This window comes from Parasutterella sp. (assembly GCF_057870745.1).
On sequence record NZ_DBMALT010000001.1, the window covers coordinates 1 to 22,711 of the forward strand.

The 22,711-nt window shown below is 45.6% G+C and carries 17 protein-coding genes, 1 tRNA gene, 1 pseudogene and 2 CRISPR repeat arrays; of the genes and pseudogenes, 10 read left to right on the forward strand and 9 right to left on the reverse strand.

From position 1 onward, the window contains the following. Positions 1–137 precede the first annotated feature (137 nt). Both ACZND6_RS00005 and ACZND6_RS00010 read left to right on the forward strand, forming a co-directional pair. Positions 138–416, forward strand: a complete 279-nt coding sequence (locus ACZND6_RS00005) for a lysine transporter (RefSeq protein WP_293737888.1) — start codon at positions 138–140, stop codon at positions 414–416. A 22-nt stretch (positions 417–438) separates the two neighbouring features. After that, entirely contained in the window at positions 439–3,885 is a 3,447-nt protein-coding gene (locus ACZND6_RS00010; RefSeq protein ID WP_489524235.1) for a coiled-coil domain-containing protein, read from the forward strand. A gap of 4 nt (positions 3,886–3,889) precedes the next feature. Here ACZND6_RS00010 and ACZND6_RS00015 read toward each other — a convergent pair whose 3' ends face one another. The 7 genes from ACZND6_RS00015 to ACZND6_RS00045 all read right to left on the reverse strand — a co-directional run bounded on the left by ACZND6_RS00015 (position 3,890) and on the right by ACZND6_RS00045 (position 9,648). Further along, positions 3,890–4,522 (reverse strand): YigZ family protein, encoded by a 633-nt coding sequence (locus ACZND6_RS00015; protein WP_293737885.1) that lies wholly within the window; start codon positions 4,520–4,522, stop codon positions 3,890–3,892. 20 nt (positions 4,523–4,542) lie between these two features. Beyond that, on the reverse strand, positions 4,543–5,478 hold the full coding sequence (locus tag ACZND6_RS00020) for a M14 family metallopeptidase (protein WP_008811662.1): 936 nt from the start codon (positions 5,476–5,478) through the stop codon (positions 4,543–4,545). Then, complete coding sequence (locus tag ACZND6_RS00025; protein WP_418571710.1) at positions 5,475–6,419, reverse strand: M14 family metallopeptidase; 945 nt, start codon at positions 6,417–6,419, stop codon at positions 5,475–5,477. Before ACZND6_RS00025 ends, ACZND6_RS00020 begins: the two co-directional genes overlap by 4 nt. A 2-nt stretch (positions 6,420–6,421) precedes the next feature. Further along, entirely contained in the window at positions 6,422–7,192 is a 771-nt protein-coding gene (locus ACZND6_RS00030) for a transglutaminase family protein (protein WP_293737881.1), read from the reverse strand. Positions 7,193–7,204: 12 nt separating this feature from the next. Then, entirely contained in the window at positions 7,205–7,882 is a 678-nt protein-coding gene (locus tag ACZND6_RS00035) for an alpha-E domain-containing protein (RefSeq protein ID WP_008811659.1), read from the reverse strand. Then, on the reverse strand, positions 7,864–9,180 hold the full coding sequence (locus tag ACZND6_RS00040) for a circularly permuted type 2 ATP-grasp protein (RefSeq protein ID WP_489524236.1): 1,317 nt from the start codon (positions 9,178–9,180) through the stop codon (positions 7,864–7,866). Before ACZND6_RS00040 ends, ACZND6_RS00035 begins: the two co-directional genes overlap by 19 nt. Positions 9,181–9,441: 261 nt before the next feature. After that, positions 9,442–9,648: an AbrB/MazE/SpoVT family DNA-binding domain-containing protein gene (locus tag ACZND6_RS00045; protein ID WP_008811657.1), complete on the reverse strand. Its 207-nt coding sequence runs from the start codon at positions 9,646–9,648 to the stop codon at positions 9,442–9,444. A gap of 251 nt (positions 9,649–9,899) precedes the next feature. Here ACZND6_RS00045 and ACZND6_RS00050 point away from each other — a divergent pair. From ACZND6_RS00050 to cas4, 7 genes and pseudogenes are all read left to right on the forward strand, one after another. Further along, positions 9,900–9,984 (forward strand) — tRNA-Leu (locus tag ACZND6_RS00050). Between the two features lie 655 nt (positions 9,985–10,639). After that, a CRISPR array of direct repeats spans positions 10,640–11,243; the repeat unit is 36 nt; unit sequence GCTTCAATCGTACATTCTTTCAATAACAACTGAAAC. A 537-nt stretch (positions 11,244–11,780) separates the two neighbouring features. Continuing rightward, positions 11,781–11,981, forward strand: coding sequence for a hypothetical protein (locus ACZND6_RS00055; RefSeq protein WP_489524237.1), 201 nt, complete (start codon positions 11,781–11,783; stop codon positions 11,979–11,981). A gap of 5 nt (positions 11,982–11,986) precedes the next feature. Then, a pseudogene (locus ACZND6_RS00060) lies at positions 11,987–13,639 on the forward strand (type II-B CRISPR-associated RNA-guided endonuclease Cas9/Csx12); the annotation flags it as partial. Between the two features lie 60 nt (positions 13,640–13,699). Next, a complete protein-coding gene (locus ACZND6_RS00065; RefSeq protein WP_489524280.1) occupies positions 13,700–16,060 on the forward strand; it encodes an HNH endonuclease domain-containing protein in 2,361 nt (786 codons plus the stop codon). Further along, positions 16,057–17,049 carry a CRISPR-associated endonuclease Cas1 gene (gene cas1, locus ACZND6_RS00070; protein ID WP_008811655.1) on the forward strand — a complete coding sequence of 331 codons (993 nt, stop codon included), beginning with the start codon at positions 16,057–16,059 and terminating at the stop codon, positions 17,047–17,049. The genes ACZND6_RS00065 and cas1 overlap by 4 nt, the downstream gene beginning before the upstream one ends. Before the next feature lie 3 nt (positions 17,050–17,052). Then, on the forward strand, positions 17,053–17,340 hold the full coding sequence (cas2, locus tag ACZND6_RS00075; protein ID WP_008811654.1) for a CRISPR-associated endonuclease Cas2: 288 nt from the start codon (positions 17,053–17,055) through the stop codon (positions 17,338–17,340). After that, on the forward strand, positions 17,327–17,926 hold the full coding sequence (gene cas4, locus ACZND6_RS00080; RefSeq protein ID WP_008811653.1) for a CRISPR-associated protein Cas4: 600 nt from the start codon (positions 17,327–17,329) through the stop codon (positions 17,924–17,926). Before cas2 ends, cas4 begins: the two co-directional genes overlap by 14 nt. 281 nt (positions 17,927–18,207) lie before the next feature. After that, positions 18,208–19,078: direct repeats of the CRISPR family, unit length 36 nt; unit sequence GCTTCAATACTACATTCTTCTAACAACTACTGAAAC. Positions 19,079–19,259: 181 nt separating this feature from the next. Here cas4 and ACZND6_RS00085 read toward each other — a convergent pair. Then, positions 19,260–20,207: a DMT family transporter gene (locus tag ACZND6_RS00085; RefSeq protein WP_155165981.1), complete on the reverse strand. Its 948-nt coding sequence runs from the start codon at positions 20,205–20,207 to the stop codon at positions 19,260–19,262. Positions 20,208–20,350: 143 nt separating this feature from the next. On the opposite strand from ACZND6_RS00085, the gene dinB reads away from it, so the two are divergent. After that, positions 20,351–21,451, forward strand: a complete 1,101-nt coding sequence (gene dinB, locus ACZND6_RS00090; protein WP_008811651.1) for a DNA polymerase IV — start codon at positions 20,351–20,353, stop codon at positions 21,449–21,451. Here dinB and ACZND6_RS00095 read toward each other — a convergent pair. After that, positions 21,448–22,674, reverse strand: a complete 1,227-nt coding sequence (locus ACZND6_RS00095) for an MFS transporter (RefSeq protein WP_008811650.1) — start codon at positions 22,672–22,674, stop codon at positions 21,448–21,450. The two genes, dinB and ACZND6_RS00095, sit on opposite strands and share 4 nt — an antisense overlap. Between the last annotated feature and the right edge of the window lie 37 nt (positions 22,675–22,711).

Here is a 22,711-nt window from a genome sequence, read left to right on the forward strand (position 1 = left end):
ATAGCAGGAATTACCCTTAGAGTCAATTTCAACTATTTAAATTTACGAAAGATTTTTCTCAAAATGAAAAAATCCCGGAGCTATGTTCTGGGAGTTCGGGAGATTTGGTAAAGTGAACCTTTCGGAGTAAAAATAATATGTTCGCTTATCCCATTATCATCGCCGCCATGATCGCTTCCGGGCTGTTCATCGGCTGGATCAACTTTAGCTATCTTTGGGGCATGATCCCGGCAGTTATCGGAGGCTTCTGCGGAAGCTATTACAGCAAGTTCGGCCGAATGCTGCTTAAGCCCGGCATCGACGACTACCAGCGAGAAAAAATCCTCTCTGTGACCCGTGTTCTGACAATCATGTGGACCGTGATCTCTGCCATTTTCTTTGCGCTCGGATACGGATTAACCAAGGTTGTTTACTGATTTGTTGTTTTGATTTTTCGTTATGCAGATTCATGCTTTCGGTCTTTCCCGAGTACCGACTTTCCTCGGTCAATGGGATCTCGATTTTGACGGACGCACCGACGTTTTTTCCATTCCCCTGACGGGAGAGAAAAATATTGCGTTATTCCTTGACGCTCTAAAGTTCGCTCTATTCGATATCTCATCCGAGAAACTTGGAAAAAATCCCGAAGTTCGCCTGGTCTTCTCCACAGAAGAGGGACGATTTGAACTTCTTCGGTCCCACGAAAACACTGAAATCCGCAAAAACGGCATGCCGTTTGACCTGCAGGCTGCGCCCTTTCCTGTCGCCATGGCTAGGATCACGCATCTTGATGCCGATAAATTAGAAGACACCCTTTTCTATGACATTCTCTCGACTTCTGAATCTTTGACAGAGAATGCGGATACTTTAGCCTCATCTTTGATCGGAAATGTCTCCGAGTCCCTCGGAAATGCCATCCTGACTCAGGGCATTGAAGTTTCTCAGCAGCAGGCCGCCTTGCTCGCCGCTTCTAAGTCTGTCATAGACGGAATTTCGGTTGTTTCTGATGAGGAAGAAGAACGCCTCAATCAGCAGCTCATTAAGGCCGGCGTCTCTCACGCTACTCTGCAAAACGAAATTGCCCAGCTCAAAGATTCGATGGACTGGCTCATTCGCATCAATGTGCTCAAGGATGAAGCCGCCCGCTTGTCTAAGCAGCTCACGGCAGTCAACGGCGACCTTTCTCGCTTTGACGTGAAAAAAAACGTTCTGGAAAAAGCGCTGAAAGCAGACGCCTTAGCTCCCGACTACGATGTCCTCTCTAAGCTTCGAGTCGATGAGAAAGAAGAAGGTAAGCTGATTACGGAACTTAAAAAATCCGTCCCGATGCTTTCTGAACGCGTCCGCTCCGCCTCTCTGGCTCATGCTGAGGCAGACAAAAATTTCAAGAGCGTTCTGGAAAACTACAACGAGAAGTGTGTAACGCTGGAACGCGTTCGCGAATTAGATGAAAAAATCGAAGATTCTCAGATTCAAAGCAAGCACCTTAAAGAGGAGTTGTTTAACGAGCAAACCGCGGCTCGTCTCCTCTCTGAAGAAAACACACGATTAAAAAACGTCCTCTCCCAACTGACCATTAGCTCACAGCTTCTGAACAAGAAGATGGATGACCTTTCTATGGATAAGCTCTTGGTCGATGAGCTCGAAGAGTACAAACGTCTTCTTGATGAGATTGACGCTGAAGTCATTCGCAGCGCTGAGGCAGAAGAAACGCAGCGGGAACTGCAGAAACGGATTGAGTCCTCCCGCTCTGCTTTATTAGACGTTCAAAACGTCATTGCCGCTCTTAAAAACGAGGAGCTTGCCGTCACGGGCGAACTTTCCATGAAAGAGCGCATGCTCTCCAAGTCTTTAGGAATAGAAGGCGTCGAGACGCTGGCTGCGGAACTGGACAATCAGAATGAACGCTTAAATGCCCTAGACGCGCTTCAAGGAAGAATTGTTCTCTTGGCAGAAGGACACGACCGATTCAATCAGGTAAAAGCAGGGCTCGAGAACACCAAGCACGCCTTGAGACTCGCGACGGTTGCTTTGAATGCGGCTCGCCAGGCCTATATCGATAAGACAGCCGTCGTCAATTCAGCTCAGCAAGCTTATTCCTTCTATCTCGAAGTACTGTCGCTGAATGAACAGCGCGAAAAGTTAGCCAACGGCAAGCCGTGTCCCTTGTGTGGCGCGATTCACCATCCCTACTCCGTCAAACTGCCGTTTGACCGTTCGTTGGAAGACAAACTCGCTAAAGCAAAAGAAGACGCTCAGCTCGCGCTCGTCGAATCGGAAAAATGCAAAGCTGAATTTGCGCAGCTTCAGCTGCAGCAGACAGAAGCCGAAAACATTCTGAATACGCTTACGACAGAACTCAATGAAGCCAAGGGCGAGATTTTGTATATCGCGAGCGAGCTCAATATTGTCGGCTTGAGAGAAAAGAAACCGATCACTTGGGCAGCTGTACTCAAGCAAAAACAAACTTCTTTAGCCAATCGTCGAGATGACCTTGAAGCACGATTGGAGAAAATTCAAGGGCTCACGGAAGCGATTGAATCGCTGAAAGAAAAGCGCGAAGATGCAGCGCTTAAAACCGCTCGTAAAAAAGAAGAACAGGCGTCTTTGGAAGAGGCTTTGAAGAACTTCGCCAACATGTCTGCCGAGCTGGAAAAGAATCAAAAAGACTCTGAACTTAATCGCGTCTCCCTGACGCGTTTGCTCGAGCGAGCCTTTGCCCGCTTCGGCCTGAAGGCCTCTAACCCGGCCATCATGAAGCAGAACCTTCCAACGCTCGAAAAACGCCGCGAACAGTGGATCAACTGGAGCGTCGAGAAAAAACAGATCGAAGAAGAAACAGCGCAGAGCGAAGAAGCCCTCCGAAATACTGTCGCGTCTCTGACTGCTCAGAAGAAGAGCGCAGAAACCTTAGAAAAGGACATCGAGGCTCTCACTGAACAGATCAAACGGTTCCAAAAAGAACGGCATGAAGCAATTGCCAGCCAGACGCCGGAAGAAGTAATTGCCGCGATTGAAACAGAAAAGGCCAATGCCATACGTCTTGCCGAAGAAGCTAAATTAAGTCTTGCTGCCAAAGAGGAAGCCCTGCTTTCTACGCAGAACAAAATTAATAGTCTCGAAGTACATCGCAGCGAAACCATTAAATCCATTGAATCGCTTTCGGACGCTTTCAACCAAAAACTTCAAAAGGCCGGTTTCCCGAACGAGTCCAGCTTCCTTTCTTCTCAGATCTCAACTGCGCAGAAAGATGACCTCTTGCGTCAAAACGATGAACTGCTCGAAAGATATCGTGTCGTAAATTCGCAGTACGAAGAAAAACAGCAGGCATTAAACAGTCTTCAGGAGAAGAACCTGACGACGCGCACTCGTGAACAGCTCGAAGAAGAACTCTTAGAAAAATCCGATCTCTTCCACACAGCCACTGTTCAGCTCACAGGCCTACGTGAGAAGATGGCAAAAAATGCGAATAACAAAAATCGCCGAAAACGGGAAGAAGCAGAATTCCAAAAGCTACAGACCTCGCTTGAACGATGGGAATCTCTCTGCGCCAATGCTGAGGAACCGGGGGGAATTGCGCGTTTAGGTTTGTCGCTTGCAGTCGCCTACGGCTCTTCAGACATTGATGCCTTCATCCCCGGCGCCAAGATCAAACTTCGTGATGAAGGTGTGAAATTATTTGCACCCGAGCTCTCGGACGCTTCAGGTCTTGCGGGCATGAAGACAATTTCTGCCGATCAGCGTTTCTTCGTGGCACTTTCTCTGCTCTTGGGAAGAAGCGAATTGTTTGCCCGTCGAAGCAAACCTGAGTTTGTCATTCTTAAGCAAAATCAGAATGAAGCTTTCCCAAGCCAGACGTGTACAGGTTTAGGGAGCTTGAATTTAACAATCGGCCTAGCGAGATAAGCGGTTACTCTTCGACGAATTCAATGAGAAGAGCTCCGCGCGTGAGCTCTTCCAATTCTTTAGCAAAAGTCTCAGCGAGATCCTCGGGGATTTCGACATCAAAATCCGCATCCATATCAAAATTCTTTTCCAGAATTCGACCGTTTACGGCTTCGATCTTGCGCAGAACCTGATTCACAAATCGATGTTCAACGCTGAATTTGATGCGTTTCGTTTTGGTACGAACTCGCGTGGGCACTGCCTCTAAGGCCATTTTGACGGAAGACTGATAGGCTTTAACTAGTCCTCCCGTACCGAGCAAAATTCCGCCGAAGTAACGAGTCACAACAACGGTCACTTCTCCGATGCCGCTGTGCGTAACAGCCGTCAGCATGGGGCGTCCGGCGGTTCCGTGAGGCTCGCCGTCATCGCTTGCGCCGATACGATCGGTAGATCCGGCGGCTCCGGCACAATAAGCCCAGCAATTGTGCCGGGCATCTTCAAATTCGGCTTTAATTTGTTCGATGAAAGCTTTTGCTTCTTCGACACCGGGAGTGTGTCCGACAGAAGCGATAAAACGGCTGCGCTTTATCGTCTGTTCGACACGAAAAACTTCTCCCGGACGCAGGTCCGGAATGTTGTAGCTGACATCTGCCATCCGGGGACTCTCTTTATGTGTTACTTGTGAAGCTTGTTCACTATTTTAAAGAGAGTTTCGTTTTCCATGACAAGGGGAGAATCTTTGGCAAAAAACACAATGCCGTCTTCGGGTGCTTCGGTCTGGGCGACGGTCACGCCGGTAAGCGGATCAATGATGTCCGCAAGAACTTGTCCGCGTTCAACGGAATCAAAGGATTTCACGTGCGGAATGTAAAGACCGGAAGCGGTTGAACGCAGCGACACCAGCTCTTCTTCTATAAGAACGGTCGATTCATAGCCACCGTAAACGTTGTAATTTAAAACGTTCATTCGGCTTAAGAAGCGGCAAACCGCCGCAATCGCCATGTCCGCACCCTTCTTATCGATCTTCTCGGTAGAACGACTGTAAAGAGAAAAGGCTTTTGTATCCCACACCTGCCAGTTGAAGTTTAAGGTTGTGGTATCAAAGGGAACGGGTTTGCGAAGAACGACAAAAGGCATTCCGAAAAGCTGAGCCAAGCCGGTGTCCTCATAATCCGTCTTCATCATGCGCACATGAGAGACGAAGTCTCCGGGCATATAAAAAGAGGAAAACTGCACGCCGAAGCGGTAGCCCTGAATCTTTTCAAAAATACCGGCAGCTATTCGCTGAGTAGTCTCACCTTTGTTGTATCCGGGATACATTCGATTGATATCGGAGTTATCCATCGCCCAGAAGCGCTTACCGACATTAACGGAGTACGGATTGGCACACGGAATCACCGTCACACCGTGACGGCGGATAAACCGCCCTTCTTCCTCAAAGCGCTTTAATGTTCGAACCATTTGGCCGGCAATATAGAGCTGCTGAATTTCATTGCCGCGCATATTGCCGATAATGCACATGGTCTTTTCAGGGCCGCCGAAGTGATAACTTTTTACTTCAAAGTCTTCGCGGTAGGCCGACTCCATTCTGAAAATAACTTCTTCTTTCATCGACGTTCTTCCTGAAGAATTCGGGCAATCAGAGACCCCTTATTTACAATAGGATATTCACGAAGCGTGAAGAGCAAACCATCGACTTCGGAGACGCATTCCTGACGAACCTCACCTGAAAGCGCATCTACAATTTGGCCAAAAATCTCGCCTCGTCTAACGTTATCGCTGTGACGAACCGTCGGGACAAACACACCCGGCTCTTCAGCATTCACAAAACTCACGGAGCGATCTAAGGAAACGATCGGCTGTTTAACAGGCTGGACCGGCCCGTCCCACATACCGAGATTCTGCATAAGATTCAGAATTCCGTTCACAAGCCGTTGACAATAATCCTGAGTAATTCTCATGCCGACGCCCGCCTCTACGACAAGAGTTTTAACGCCGATGGAATTTAAGCTGTAAGCCAACGTTGATTCGAGCACAGTAGAAGCTTGATGCACCCAAACAAAATCGACATCGAGCATGCTCGCGTATTTAACGAGTTTACCTGCCGTATTGATATTGACGCGAACCTGGGGAATCTCGCGCAGGAAGATATTGCTGGCGTGAATATCAATCGCCATTTCTGCGCCTTTGAATTCCTGAATCAATTTGCTTGCAACCCACTCCGTCGCCGCTCCGTCGGTACGTCCCGGGAAAATCCGGTTCATATCCAAATCAAAACCGGGAAATCCTCGCTGGATCGTATCGATGCCCATCGGGTTCAATGCCGGATAGACATCCAACACCCCTTTAAGGTGCTCACTCTTTTCACGAACGACTTTATTAAGCAAATAACAAATGTACTGTCCTTCAAGCTCATCGCCGTGAATTCCGGAAACGACGCAAAGTCTTTTAAGGCCTTCTGCTGACGCAGCGTTATCAGGCAAGAGGCGGTTCTTGCGAATCACCAAAGACTCGCCGACCGGCATCTTTACTTTTATGACGTCTTCAATCATTCTCAAATTTCAACCAACTTACACTTTGCCGACATAGTTTGATCCGCTGCGCCCATAAAGACGCCTCTTTCTAAAGCGCAAAAACTAAAGTCTGGTCCTTGTGAAATCTTGACGTAATTATCGTCACAGAATCTCTGATGCGTAGGATCCACTCCGATCCATGTTTCGCCGTCAAAAACTTCTACCCAAGCATGAGAAGCACCTTCACCGGTGGTCAGTCCGGCAACGTAGCGACAAATAACGTTCTGAGCTCGTAAGAAAGCAAGAAGAATGTGCGCGAAATCCTGACAAACTCCGGCGCCGAGCTCCCACGCTTCATGGGCCGCAGTTACTGTTGTCGTAACGCCTTTTTGATAGCGGAAGTCTGTACCAATTTTTGTTAGCCAGTATTCAGCAAGGGCGATGGGTGCGCCTTCAACTTTATTGGCTTCAAAATAATCTTTGAGCGTGCCAGTCAGCGTCGTAAGCTGAGTCGGATATCGATAGTAGGCAGCCGCACCGAAACTGCTGCGCTGCGAGGAATCGACCAATACTTCTCCTGTCGAGCAAAAAGAAAAGAAGGTATGTTTATTCTCGATGCTGCCCAGGAAAACTTTATTGCCTTGTCCGTCAAAGGTTTCTGACAGCCGGCAGCCCGGCTGACAGGTTAAAGAGATGCGCATCGGCTCCTGTCCCGGCTCCGAGAGCGGGACAGAGCGAAGCACAAATGTGTGATTCGAAACGGGTTCGGAAAACAACAGATCCGCCCTAAGCGAATACAAAAATTTTTTCATTGTATCGAGTTTTTAATTATTCAAGAGCTTCTGAACTGTTTCCAAAGCCACCAGCCGGGTCTCCGGATCATCATCAGCTAACTGGGCAAAATTTTTCAGAACACGCATTTTTTGACCGCTGTAGGCAATCTTTGCGCCCTGTAATCTGCGATCCAGTTTACCGATCGTCACGCCGATTGTTTCCCAGCTTTCTCCCAATCTCAGCTGCATGTCCAGGCGCTCAAGGTAACGGCCGGCTTTAACGAGACAGCGTTCTTGGCCTGAAGAGAGATATTCGTCAATACTGCCCCAGAAAGCCAACAAGCGATCAATGACTTCAAACGAACACAGAGCTCCGGAACCTTCTGCCTTCGCATCTTCCATCGCATCAAGTGCCAGCTGAATATAAGCCAAAGAGCGAGTCGAGATGGTATTCCGCAGCAAAATTCCGTCGTCGTAGGCTCGAGAAAGATTGCTGTACACCGAATCAGGGTTGAGCTCGTCGAAGAAGTAACTCGTCATAAAGTCAGATGCATCTTCGTAAACATCAGGAATGTTTAAAGCGGCACAAAATTCTTTATAAGCCGTCTCATCTGTATCAATCAGAACATCATAGAGGCCTTCGAGATAATTCAGCGTACGGTAGACACGTTCAACGTAGCGGCCGAGCCAAAATAAGTTTTCGCCTTTTTCTATCGAGATAAAATCCATGTGTCTTTAAAGCCTCCGCCTTGAGAAGAGTTAACGACGAACGAATCCGGCTTGCGGGAAAAACGAGTAAGACCGCTGTGCCAAACTTTCGTTCCGTTGGTTGAACTAATGACAAATGCACGAAGATCGCATTTGCGCTCTACGACCGTTCCGTCTTCGAGAACCGGCAGGTCAATAAAGTCGATCACTTCCTGAAGAATAAAGCGACGTGATTCAGTCTGAATTCTTACTTTCCAGGCTTCAAGCTCTTCTTGGTTTAAATCTTTACCAAAGAGAACTCCGTAACCGCCTGCTTCGGCAACATCTTTAATAACTAAGCGTTCGATGTTCGCCAGACAGTACTCTCTGTCTTCTTCGTAGAAAGGCAGATAAGTCGTTGCGTTTTTGAGGATCGGTTCTTCGCCCAGATAGTAACGAATCATCTTGGGAACGAAGTAATAAATACCCTTGTCGTCGGCAACGCCATTTCCGGGAGCATTGATAATCGCGAGGTTCCCTGCCCGATAGGCATTCATAATGCCCGGAACGCCGATGAGTGATTCAGGTTTAAAGGTCAAAGGATCAAGATAGTCGTCGGAGATTCGGCGATAGAGAGCGCCGACCAACTGTGGAGAACCCGATCTGCTCTTGAAATAGAGCTTATTGTCTTGTACGAACAAGTCATTGTACATAACCAGAGGACATCCGGTCATCTCAGCCAAATAAGCATGCTCGAAGAAAGCAGCGTTGTACCTTCCCGGTGTCATGATGACGCAGCGGCCGCCGGGATTCACGCTTTCCATTGCTTCTCTTAAAAGGAGTCCGTAATCATCGTTGCGATCGACCGAGTTATTTTTAAATGTCTCCGGCGAAGCACGGCGAGCGAGTTTTCTGGCAATTAAAGGATAGGAAGCGCCTGAAGGAATGCGTAGGTTGTCTTCAAGAACGTACCAAGTTCCGTCTTTAGCTTGGACGAGGTCAATGCCTGAAATATGAGAGTAAATTCCGTTCGGCGGAACAAAGTTGTCACACACCGGCAGGAAGCCGCTTGACGAAAAAGCGAAGTCTTCCGGAATCACGCCGTCAGCGACAATTCGCTTTTCCGTGTAGATGTCTCTCAAGAAGGCGTTGAGCGCATCGACACGCTGAATCAAGCCGGCTTCAATTTCAGCGAACTCATCCGCAGGAATAATTCGAGGAAGCGAATCGTAGGGAAACAGCTGCTCATGAAACTCGCCGTTTTTATAGATACCGAACTTCACGCCAAAGCGCGCAAGAAGCCCGTTTATAGCGGCGGTATTGGATATCAGAGAATCCATTATTTCTCCGTAACTTTCTGAGGTTGTTAGATATTCTTCAAAAATTATATGAGAGAGGAGAAGGCCGACACCCTTTAATTTGCAGAAATTTCTGTTGGAAGGAAATGAGGAAGGGTAATTACCAAGGAGGATTGTATTAATCCACATCTAACTTGAGGACAGATCTAATCTAAAAACGCCAAACCGGCTGTTGACGTGTTCACATCAATGCAACCAGCTTTTTAAACAAAAATGATTTCAAGCTGCTTTGTGTAGAAAGTGTTAGGCGGCTTCTTTATCTTTAGCTTTTTTCAGATTGTTCATTGCATAGGCAGCGCTGTTAACGATTTTTACTTCGCCGTTCTCTACGATAAACGTCACATTAGAGCGATGACCGTTTTCGATGCCTAAAATCTTCAAAATATGCTTCGGCAGAGTGACCTGTCCGTCAACCCAAACGATCGAATCAGAAGAGAAATTCGCAGACATATTGATCCTCCTTTATTTTTCACCTGGCCGACAGAACATTTTTGTAAATCCTTCGACCTAGGAAAATCACTAATTTCCTTAAATTTCTTACCTATGATTTTACCTGTTTTATGTGATTATTTAGATGTAAACCCTAATCTGAGTAAAAAAACGAACTCGTTTCTACGAAGAGAAGAAACAATTGATATCGAAGACTTGAAGAAAGAAAAAAGCAGCTTTTTGAAATTTATATTAGAATGCGACTTCTTGGCGGCCCGATGGTGAAATTGGTAGACACAAGGGACTTAAAATCCCTCGGCGCAAGCTGTACCGGTTCAAGTCCGGTTCGGGCCACCAAATCACCCTCTTCTCCTCATCATAATTTTCTTCCCTCACAATATTTGTTGGGGTCGCTCAACCGTTTGGTTCATCACAGGAATCATTGAACGTTGTTGGTCTATGCATTTTCCTGAAACTTTTGGGAAATGCGAACCATCTACAGCTCCCTGCACCATTTCAGAAAGACCACAGCCCAAACCTTTTTCCTAGCGAATTTAGGGGATTCTTCTCACTTTCCCAACAAAACCGTTACAACAGACAAAAATAAAACCTAATTTTCGAAACATTCGAAAATCTTCGGAAAGTAAGGCTAACGCGATAAAAAAGGAATTGCTTTGAAACCAAAGTAAATTCCTTCTAATGGCTTAACTGAATCTACGTCGGTTCGGTCAACACAAAAAGCCTCGAATAGAGGCTCCTTGTTAATCCGGATAAGGCCAAGAGGCCTCAGTAGCCGGATCTAATATTTAATCAAATTGATTTCAGCTCGCCCTAAGGCGATTTCGTTGTTGAAAGAATGTAACCAGATATTGCCACAACTATCAAAAACAGTCAAGCAATCACCCCAAATTTTCGAAAATAATGGCACTTTTTGTGCAGATCGACCATTTTCGAAAAACAGACCAGAAACCAACTGTCAAAAATCGTTTATTTTCAATCAGTTGGTTTCGGAGCTTCAATCGTACATTCTTTCAATAACAACTGAAACGGCATCAAGCACTGCGAGATTAAGCTCGCAGTTGAGCTTCAATCGTACATTCTTTCAATAACAACTGAAACATCGTCACGATCGTTAATAACCAAGCAACCTGCCGCTTCAATCGTACATTCTTTCAATAACAACTGAAACTCTAATACCTTGTTTTTCTTCCATCGGCAGGAGAGCTTCAATCGTACATTCTTTCAATAACAACTGAAACTTGAGGACGCAGATCGTACCGAGCTTGAGACTTAGCTTCAATCGTACATTCTTTCAATAACAACTGAAACCCACCAGGATTGACCGCTGATGCAAGGGATGCCTGGCTTCAATCGTACATTCTTTCAATAACAACTGAAACTTCAAATTCTTATTAACTCGTTTAATGAACAGAGTGGCTTCAATCGTACATTCTTTCAATAACAACTGAAACCACTGGCGCGCTTCTTAACGCTATTCAATACGTCGGCTTCAATCGTACATTCTTTCAATAACAACTGAAACTCTTCGAGTTGACGAACATAACGGATTCACCGGGTATGCTTCAATCGTACATTCTTTCAATAACTGAAGCACATACTATTGCCGGAATCCACACAAAAAGGGCGTCGAAGCACCCTTGCATGTAAACGAAGACATCAAGTCAAAAACACGAAGTAGAAACTAAAAGAAATTAAAAGCAGAAGCAATAAAAACATAACAACCGAGAAAATAGTGGCTAAGCCATTAAGCAACCCGTCTATCAATGCCTTAAAAAATCGCACAATAAGTCACCTCTCCCTTTGTTACGCCTCTTTCCTTCTTACTCTTTCGATCCAATCTCAGTTCAAAGAGAGGATCGTTCCGTCATTCCAAAAAAGGGAAAATTCCGCCCCTGACCAAACTCAGCCTAATTTTTAGCAGATAGTCAAAGTCAGGAAAATAGTTTCCTCTTTAATTGCGTATTCTTTCAACAGAAGTCGAGAAATGCAGCTACAAAGCATTCAAACTGTTTCGACCCACATTCTTTTGAAAAATGGACTCGTATTTGTGGACTCACTGAAATAAATATATTCAAACTTTCTAATTCAACCTATAATTTTGTAACTAAATAATAAATTCTTGAGGAGGGAAAATGGGGAAAACTCACATTATTGGCGTCGGTCTTGACTTGGGAGGAACCTATACCGGCACTTCTCTCATCCATCTGACGAAGCTGAACACAGAGATCATTCGTCTGCCTTTACCGTCGTTAATAGTGAAAAACTTTCTTTCTCATCAAAGTCCAGAACTGCAGTACGACACCGGGTCCGCTCATACAAGGGATTCGATTTAAGAAGAAGATTATTGCTTTTAGTTGCAGAATATCAGCTTCTCCAAAAGAAGCAGACATTAGCTCCGGAAGAACGCGAAAATCTCCGTATCGCCTTGTCCGGCTACCTCAAAAGAAGAGGTTACGCCCGTACAGAAGCTGAAACAGACACATCTGTTTTGGAAAGTCTAGACCCTTCAGTATTTTCCTCCGCGCCGAGTTTCACTAATTTCTTCAATGATTCGGAACCCCTGAATATTCAGTGGGAAGCTATCGCAAACTCTCCTGAGACCACCAAAGCTCTCAATAAGGAATTGTCCGGACAAAAAGAGGCAGACTTTAAAAAGTACATTAAAACCAGCTTCCCCGAATACAGTGCGAAGGAGATTCTTGCCAATTACGTCGAAGGACGCCGCGCTATCCTAGACGCCTCAAAATACATCGCAAATCTTCAGTCTTTAGGACACAAACATCGCTCTAAATATCTCAGCGATATTCTTCAGGACATGAAGCGAGATTCAAGAATTACACGTCTATCCGAAGCATTTGGCTCGACAGATAATTTGTGGAGAATTATCGGCAACATCTCTAATCTCCAAGAACGTGCGGTTCGCTGGTATTTCAATGATGCAAAATTCGAGCAAGGACAAGAACAATTAGACGCGGTTAAATTAAAAAATGTCCTCGTCCGCGCTTTGAAGTATCTTCGATCAGACGATAAAGAATGGTCTGCTTCTCAAAAACAAATCATTCAATCTTTAGAGCAGTCCGGCGATGTTTTGGATGTGCTCGCAGGTCTTGATCCCGACCGCACCATTCCTCCATACGAGGATCAGAACAACAGAAGACCTCCGGAAGATCAGACGTTATATCTGAACCCGAAGGCTTTGTCTTCTGAATATGGAGAGAAATGGAAGTCTTGGGCGAACAAATTTGCCGGCGCCTACCCTCTTCTCACAGAAGATCTGACTGAGATCTTAAAAAACACGGATCGTAAAAGCAGAATAAAAATCCGATCGGATGTCCTGCCCGACTCTGATTATCGGCTTGCCTATATCTTGCAGCGAGCGTTTGATCGAAGTATCGCTCTTGATGAATGCTCGATTAGAAGAACCGCCGAAGACTTCGAGAACGGAGTCGTCATTAAAAACGAAAAATTAGAAGATGTTCTCTCGGGCCATCAGCTGGAAGAGTTTCTTGAAGTTGCCAATCGCTACTATCAAGAAACCGCTAAGGCAAAAAATGGTCTTTGGTTCCCGGAAAACGCTTTGCTGGAAAGGGCTGACCTGCATCCTCCGATGAAAAACAAAATCCTTAATGTGATCGTCGGACAAGCCCTCGGCGTGTCACCTGCAGAAGGAACTGACTTTATCGAAGAGATCTGGAACAGCAAGGTCAAAGGTCGTTCGACAGTTCGCTCGATTTGCAATGCAATCGAGAATGAAAGAAAGACTTACGGTCCTTATTTTTCTGAGGACTACAAATTCGTCAAAACAGCACTAAAAGAAGGCAAAACAGAAAAAGAACTCTCCAAGAAGTTTGCTGCCGTTATCAAAGTGCTGAAGATGGTCAGCGAAGTTGCCCCCTTTATCGGAAAAGAACTCCGGTTGTCGGATGAGGCTCAGAGTAAATTTGATAACCCGTATTCTTTGGCTCAGTTATATAACCTCATCGAAACCGAAAGAAACGGCTTCTCTAAAGTCTCTCTTGCCGCCCACTTAGAAAACGCCTGGCGTATGACGATGACAGACGGCTCGGCACAATGCTGTCGCCTCCCTGCGGATTGCGTTCGTCCATTCGACGGATTTATTCGCAAAGCCATCGACAGGAATTCTTGGGAAGTTGCTAAAAGGATTGCGGAAGAAGTTAAAAAGAGCGTGGATTTTACTAATGGAACCGTAAAGATCCCGGTCGCCATTGAAGCCAACTCTTTTAATTTCACCGCCTCTCTCACCGACTTGAAGTACATTCAACTTAAAGAACAAAAACTGAAGAAAAAACTGGAAGACATTCAACGCAATGAAGAGAATCAAGAGAAGAGATGGTTAAGCAAAGAAGAAAGAATCCGTGCTGACAGTCACGGAATTTGCGCTTATACCGGAAGACCGCTCGATGACGTCGGAGAAATCGATCACATTATTCCTCGCAGCCTGACATTAAAGAAGTCAGAAAGCATCTATAACAGCGAAGTAAACCTTATCTTTGTCAGCGCACAGGGAAATCAAGAGAAGAAGAACAATATCTACTTACTCTCTAATCTTGCTAAAAATTATTTGGCTGCCGTCTTCGGCACCTCTGACCTGAGTCAAATTACTAATGAGATCGAAAGCACTGTGCTCCAGCTAAAAGCTGCAGGCAGACTTGGCTATTTCGATCTGCTTTCTGAGAAAGAAAGAGCATGTGCCCGTCACGCTTTATTCCTGAACTCAGACTCCGAAGCCCGTCGGGCAGTCATAGACGTTCTAGGTTCCAGAAGAAAAGCCTCTGTAAATGGTACGCAAGCTTGGTTCGTCCGCTCGATTTTCTCTAAGGTCAGACAAGCACTAGCAGCCTGGACTCAGGAAACAGGCAATGAACTCATTTTTGATGCCATTTCAGTCCCTGCTGCCGATTCGAGCGAGATGCGGAAACGCTTTGCTGAATATCGGCCAGAATTCCGTAAACCTAAGGTGCAACCGGTCGCTTCACACTCGATCGACGCTATGTGTATTTACTTGGCGGCGTGCTCTGATCCTTTTAAAACTAAGAGGATGGGATCGCAGTTAGCTATCTATGAGCCGATTAATTTCGACAATCTGTTTACGGGCTCATGCCAAGTTATCCAAAACACTCCAAGAAGCTTTTCTGATAAGACGAATATCGCCAATTCTCCCATCTTCAAAGAAACGATCTATGCCGAACGATTCTTGGACATCATCGTCTCTAGAGGAGAAATCTTTATCGGCTATCCTTCTAATATGCCTTTTGAGGAAAAGCCCAATCGCATTTCTATCGGAGGAAAGGATCCCTTCAGCATCCTCAGCGTCCTGGGAGCTTACTTAGATAAAGCGCCAAGCAGCGAAAAAGAAAAACTGACAATTTATCGAGTTGTTAAGAACAAGGCGTTCGAGCTTTTCTCTAAAGTAGCCGGCTCCAAATTTACCGCTGAAGAGGATAAAGCCGCGAAGATTCTAGAAGCGCTCCATTTCGTTACTGTAAAACAAGACGTTGCCGCAACCGTTTCTGATCTCATTAAGTCTAAAAAAGAACTTTCCAAAGACTCAATTGAAAATCTAGCTAAACAAAAAGGCTGTCTCAAAAAAGTTGAATACTCTTCGAAGGAATTTAAATTTAAGGGATCTCTTATTATTCCGGCGGCCGTTGAATGGGGTAAGGTTCTTTGGAACGTTTTCAAAGAAAATACTGCTGAGGAACTCAAAGACGAGAATGCCTTGAGAAAAGCATTAGAGGCTGCTTGGCCCTCTTCTTTCGGAACAAGAAATCTTCATTCGAAAGCGAAGAGAGTATTCAGCCTACCTGTCGTTGCTACTCAATCCGGGGCAGTTCGAATCAGAAGAAAAACAGCTTTCGGAGACTTCGTTTATCAATCTCAGGATACCAATAATCTTTACTCCTCTTTCCCGGTGAAAAATGGAAAATTAGACTGGAGCTCTCCGATCATCCACCCTGCACTACAAAACCGCAATCTAACCGCTTACGGTTACCGCTTTGTGGATCACGACAGAAGTATTTCCATGTCTGAATTCCGAGAGGTTTACAACAAAGATGACTTGATGAGGATCGAGCTTGCTCAAGGCACTTCCAGTCGCCGCTACCTACGCGTTGAAATGCCTGGAGAAAAATTCTTGGCCTGGTTCGGAGAAAATTCTATTTCTTTAGGAAGTTCTTTTAAATTTAGCGTCTCGGAGGTTTTTGACAACAAAATTTATACTGAGAACGCAGAATTTACGAAGTTCCTCCCTAAACCAAGGGAGGACAATAAACACAACGGAACGATTTTCTTCGAATTAGTCGGACCAAGAGTGATTTTCAACTACATCGTCGGAGGTGCAGCCTGTTCGCTGAAAGAAATCTTCTCAGAGGCCGGTAAGGAAAGGTCATGAGACACCTAACAGTCTCGGGATTTGGCGATTTCCTAGGTGTTCACGGAAATCGCCTGATCGTACGCAACGGCGATAACGTAATCCTAGAAACTGCGCTTTCCAGACTCAGAACCATCCGAATCGATAAAAGCGTTTCCTTATCTTCTAACCTTATCCTGGCCTGCGCAGCAAGAGGTATTCGAATCTACTTTCTCGACTGGAAAGGCGTAGGAGTTGTCGAAGTATCCGGCATGCACCGCCATGCCGTCGTCGGCGTCAGAAAATCCCAATTCGAATGCCTCAAATCTTTGCAAGCCCAGCTTCTGGCTAAGGAAATCATTTTTTCGAAAATCCGAAACCAACGGGCCGTCCTCCTTTATTTCAGCAAATACCTCATGAAAAGAGAAACGGCTTACGGTCTTTTACTTCGGAATGCCGGAACTCGATTAGAAGAGATCAGTAACTTACTGAACACTCGAGCCTCAGGCCCCGACTGGAAGAATACGGTAATGGGACTAGAAGGAAGCGCTTCACTCATTTACTGGAACGCTTTAAAAGAAGCAAGACTTTTGCCCGAGACGTTCCAAGAACGCGAAGGAAGAGGCAGCACTGAAATCACCAACGCTGCACTTAACTATGGGTACGCAATTCTTCATAGTTATATTCAAAATGCGCTAGGCAACGCCGGTCTGGAGATCTACGCCGGACTGCTCCATGCAGATCGAGCCGGAAAGCCATCTTTGGTACTTGACTGCATTGAGGAGTACAGAGCGTGGGTGGTCGATAGAAATGTCATCAGTCTGAGATGCAAGCTTGGTTCTGAGCAAAACTTTTTGGACACTGCGCTGAAGAAACAATTGGTGGAACTTATCGATAAAACGATGAGCACAAAAATCAATTACTCACAGAAGCAATGCAAATTAGAGAATGCTCTTCAACGGCAGGTCTATAAACTTGCAGGAGCTATCGTAGAAGGCAAACGCTATCGTGGTATTCGATTCAAATGGTGAGTTATGTACACACATTTTTTGATTTGTTACGACATTCCCAACACGCCAAAACGCACCAAGTTTGCTGAAATGCTGAAAGATCTGGGACTTGTCGCCTTACAGAAATCTGTCTTCTATGGGGCACTTACCGCCACAGAAAGGCATGCTTTGGATTTCTCATCTCGAAAGCTCCTTGGAGCAGAGGATAAATGTCTTTGTATTCCTTGCGTCCTGAAACCTGAAGAGTTCAAGAAATCAATTGGTTACGAGGATTTTGAATACAGCGAGCCCGATAGCTATGGATTCATCTAACCGCGAAAGTCTACCTGTTTCTTACATACGACAATTTTGTTTTTGTCCGAGAATCCCTTTTCTGTCCGTATTTTTGGAGATTAAACCGCCGTCACCTTTGTGGGTCCAAGACGGCGTGGACTTTCATGAAAAGGCCGCGATGCTTCAAAAAAGAAGGAAGCTGTCAAAATTTAACTTGTCGGGAAAAGGAGTGTTCAAGTCAAACATTTATTTGAAGAGCTCTGTTTATCCGATTCATGGAATCGCCGACGGTATTTTTATCATGGAGGATGGCGAGATTATTCCGCTTGAATTCAAGGCTCAGGACAATTTTGTCGCTTCTCGCGGACACATTCTTCAGCTAACCGGCTATGCCATTCTTCTAGAGGAGAAATTCCAAAGAGAGGTAAAGCAAGGGTTCATTCTTTACGGCAAGAAAGGCAAGAGCCTGCGCGTTGAATTCACGGAAGAAAGAAAAAAGAAAGTGATAGAAATAGCTCAAAAGATTATTAGTAGTTTCGAAACAGGCCTTCTTCCAGACTCCCCCGCCACTTCAGCACAATGCGGGCAATGCGAATTTTTGAATTTTTGCGGGGACCGCTTCTAGCAACACAAAAAGCCTCCTCGGAGGCTCTTCGTTAATCCGGATAAGGTCAAAGACCTCAGTAGCCGGATCTAATATTTAATCAAATTGATTTCAGCTCGCCCGAAGGCGACTTCGTTGTTAAAAGAATGTAATTAAATATTGCCAGAAATATTCTAAATAGTCAAGCAATCACCCCAATTTTTCGAAAATAACGGCACTTTTCGTGCAGGTCGACCATTTTCGAAAAACAGCTCCGAAATCAACCTATCAAAATCCTTTGTTTTCAAATAATTGAGTCCGAGGCTTCAATACTACATTCTTCTAACAACTACTGAAACCGTGACACCAAGCGATTTTTCGTCTTGGTGAAATTGCTTCAATACTACATTCTTCTAACAACTACTGAAACTTTCAAGGGTGCAAAGGACAGGCGCGCGATCAAACTGCAGCTTCAATACTACATTCTTCTAACAACTACTGAAACTACGGAGCCGCAAATAAAAGAAAAGTTGTCTAGCTGCTTCAATACTACATTCTTCTAACAACTACTGAAACTGCGTATTCATTGCGATCATTTCGCCGCATCCTGCTTCAATACTACATTCTTCTAACAACTACTGAAACTTCACTATGACGGGAGACAAGCGCTGGTCAACCCAGCTTCAATACTACATTCTTCTAACAACTACTGAAACGCCATAACCACCAGTAGGACTAGGGCCCAATCGAGCTTCAATACTACATTCTTCTAACAACTACTGAAACTCTCCGTTCGTTTTCCGATTCCGAATTTTTAGACTGCTTCAATACTACATTCTTCTAACAACTACTGAAACAAAAAAGCCGGCGCCGGCTGGGAATGTCTCAGTTAGCTTCAATACTACATTCTTCTAACAACTACTGAAACTCGAAATCGACAAAGCACATATTCCCTTTAAAAGAAGCTTCAATACTACATTCTTCTAACAACTACTGAAACAGCATGTGATCCCGCTTTACTACGAAACTCAGATTGCTTCAATACTACATTCTTCTAACAACTACTGAAACGATACATTGAAGTTTTTAAAAGATCCGCCTGTCACGTTTCAATAACTATTGAAACTCCAGTCCTCGGCGTTGAACTCGAACTCTAAGGTTTCAATACTACATTCTTCCAAGGATTACTGGAACTGTCTAGTGGCGTAGCCAGAATCTTTTTCTAAAAAGTCTCCGAATCACATTCTTCTAACTGTCGCTGAGACCAAATATTCGGCGTCCAAGAGCGAGACAAACTTTCGTTTACACCCTACTCCACTTCGGTACAATCATCCACGTTGTAAACAAATGCCACTCTCGTCAAAAAGATAGTTGCCTAATCTTTGTCAGTTTGCGAAAAACTCGCTCTCGCCTTTCTGGAATAGTGGATGAGAAACGGATGCTTCGAGGGAACGGCAAGAAAAGCAACAGCGCCAAGAATCAATGCCCCGCCAATACACTCCCAAGAATTAACGCTCACCCCAAGAAATATCATGCTCAGTAGAGTTGCAGCTACTGGGTCGAAGGTCTCCATCATGCCGGCAATATCTGCCGGGATAATTTCGGCAGCCGCTTGAAAAAGCCAAAACGCCGCAATCGTTCCGAAAAGCACAATAAACGCATAAGCCAAAATTGAGTAGACGGTCCAGTCCAAAGGTTCGTTCCAAAAGTGACTGAACAACGTCACAGTAACGCCGGTAAGCAAAAGTGCCCAGCTCGTTGCTAACCCGGAACCGACACGCGCAATAAATTTTTGAGGCAACAGAACATAAAAAGCACCTGTGATTCCAGATCCGATACCGGCCCAAAAGCCGATACCTGAGACGTTGAAGTTTTTAAATGATCCGCCGGTTACGACTAGAACCACTCCGGCTACAGCTACAAGTCCGCAAAAAACTTCTTTCACAGTGAGCCGTTTATGCTGAAATACCACCATGAAAATCATGATCCACAATGGAACAGTTGCAGTTAAAACAGCGGCAAAAGGTGCGTTTGCGTATTGAATACAAACAAAGAACGTTAATTGCGTTCCGATAATTGTTAACGTGTAAATTATCAGATCGATAATGTTCTGCTTGGTTTCAAATACTTTCAGAGCCCCCTTCTTTAAAAGAAAGAACTCAATGCCAACGAAGATCGAGCCTGCAAGGAGCATGCGTATAGAGATCAAATCCATCGGTGTAAAGTGACAATTTTGAAGTAAATACTGTCCTGCAACACCCATTGATCCCCAAAAAACAGCCGCTAGTCCGGCCATCGCCATGCCTTTTAATGTTTTATTCATCCTCGTCTCCTCTGGTTCTTGAGTCTGCCAGTTTTGTGATGGGATAGAACGAGTTCCTACTCTTTTTAAGAAATCCTATTTTTCAGAAAATTCCTTACTTTTTTCAGCAAGATAAAAGCCATGAATAATGCGAAAATTCGCCTATGAATTTCGATAACTATCGCCGAATACTTCACCTCGACCTCGACGCTTTTTTCGCTTCCGTTGAACAGCGAGATAATCCTTCGCTTCAAGGGAAGGCAATTGCCGTCGGATTAAATTCCGCTCGAGGTGTCGTTGCGTCTGCTTCTTACGAAGCAAGAAAGTTCGGAGTACGTTCCGCAATGCCCTCCTCAGTTGCCGCAAGGCTATGTCCAAATTTGATTTTTGTTCCCGGACGAATGGACGAGTACAAAAAAGCATCAGCCGAAGTCTTCGAAATTTTTTCTCGCTACACAAATCTCATTGAACAAGTCTCTATCGATGAGGCATTCTTAGACGTCACAGACGTCTGGCGCGACTATGGTTATGCGATGGAAATCGCAAAGCTCATCAAAGAAGATGTTCGTCGTGAAGTCGGTCTCATTATTTCTGCCGGCGTTTCCTACAACAAATTCCTCGCCAAAATCGCAAGCGACTGGCGCAAGCCCGACGGCTTATGCGTGATCCATCCGAATGCGGCACTTAAGTTCATTGATCGTCTTCCTGTGAAGGCTATTTGGGGCGTCGGTCCGGTGACCTCGCAAAAGATGGAGGCCCTCGGCATCTTTACCGGAAAAGATTTGCGAGAAAAAGATCTTTCATTTTTAGTCGAGCAATTCGGCAGTTCGGGACTGTCGTATTACAACTTTGCCCGGTGTATTGACGATCGTCCTGTCAGAACCGAACGCATCCGCAAACAGGTCAGCGCTGAGATCACGCTCTCCAAAGACGAAGGAAATCTCAATAAGTTAGAAGATACGCTCTCGGAACTGACGGACTATCTGATGACGCGTCTGCGTAAAAATGATTTCCTCGGTCGCTCGCTGACGTTAAAAGTACGTTTCCATAACTTCAAGACAATCACAAGAACTCAGACGTCTAACTCAGTCTTTAATGAGAAATCCCAAATCCTCAAAACAGCTGAGTCTTTGCTTGAAAAAATCGATTTCAACCATCAGACCGTTCGCCTCCTCGGAATCGCCATTGGAAACCGCCTGGAAGAAGACACCGAAAACATGTTGAATCTCGGCGATATGGACGAGCTTACACCCAGGCTTCTTTAAGGCGCCGACGGACTTGACTGAGTCGAGACGCGGAGCGCCGTAAAAATTGCAAAGGTCTGAAGAATCGCAACACCGAAAAGAACGGCTGTAAACATACCGACGTCAAGAAGCGGTCCAAACAAAATCGGTGTCAGAGACTGACCCACATCCATTCCGCAATAAGTAAAACCGTAAACGCGGCCAAATGATTTCTTTCCTAACTTCGCAACCGTCGCTCCGCGAATCATAATGTCTCGGCTCGGTGCTGCCACACCTGTTCCCAGACCCATCAGACACATTAGAACGACTGCCCAATACCCGGTCAGAATCTGAGACGCCAAAATAGCTGCCATCACGGCAGCAAACGTAAGGCACAGAGCAACAACACGATTGCTCGAGATCTTATGCTGATTCGTTAAAAACCCGCCGATCAAAGCGCCCGCGCCGGCGCCCAAGAGATAAGCTGTCAGAGCCGCCGAAGCTCCGGTCAGATTCAAGTGATAGGCATTCTTGAAGATCGTCTGCGAAAAGCTTTGAAGAACGCCGAAGGCCCCAGACGTAAAGAAGAAAAACATGAAGCAGTACCATACATCCGGCACTCGCAGAAATCCGAAAGTCCCCTCTTCTTTCTCTTTCGGAGTCGGCGGTGTAGTGTCACGAACGGAATCTCGAGAGAAAACGCCTCTAAATACAAGCTCGATGACAAGAACAATCAGCGCTACCGAAGAAGCTGCAAACGCCGCACCTCTCCAGCCGAACAAGCCCGCTGTCGTTACCATGAAGAAAGGACAAATTGCCCAGCCGATATTGCCGGTGATGTTATGCCAGGCAAAAGCGTGACCCAAGAAGCGATCACGAATGTTGTAGTTCATCAGCGAATAATCGCTCGGATGGAACACCGAGTTGCCGGCGCCGGCCAGCATCGCCGAGAGATAAAGCATCGGCACATTTTCTGCCATGCCTAAAGCCACGGCACTGGCAATCAGCAAAACCAGGCCTGTATACATTGAGGTCCGGCCGCCCACTTTATCAACCAGAAAGCCGCTCATCGACTGGCCGACTGCGCTCGTGACAAAGAACGTTGTCATCAAGGTTCCGCCCTGAAGGAAATTCATTCCGAAGTGCGGAAGAATCCAAGGGAACAACGACGGAATCACTAAGTGATAGAAATGAGAGCTGGCGTGGGCGATCGAAACGAGAAAAATCGCGAGGATGTCGTGACCGCGAGTTCCTTGTGCGTACATGGCGTGGCTTAAGAGTGTTTTTTCTTATTCTATCCCT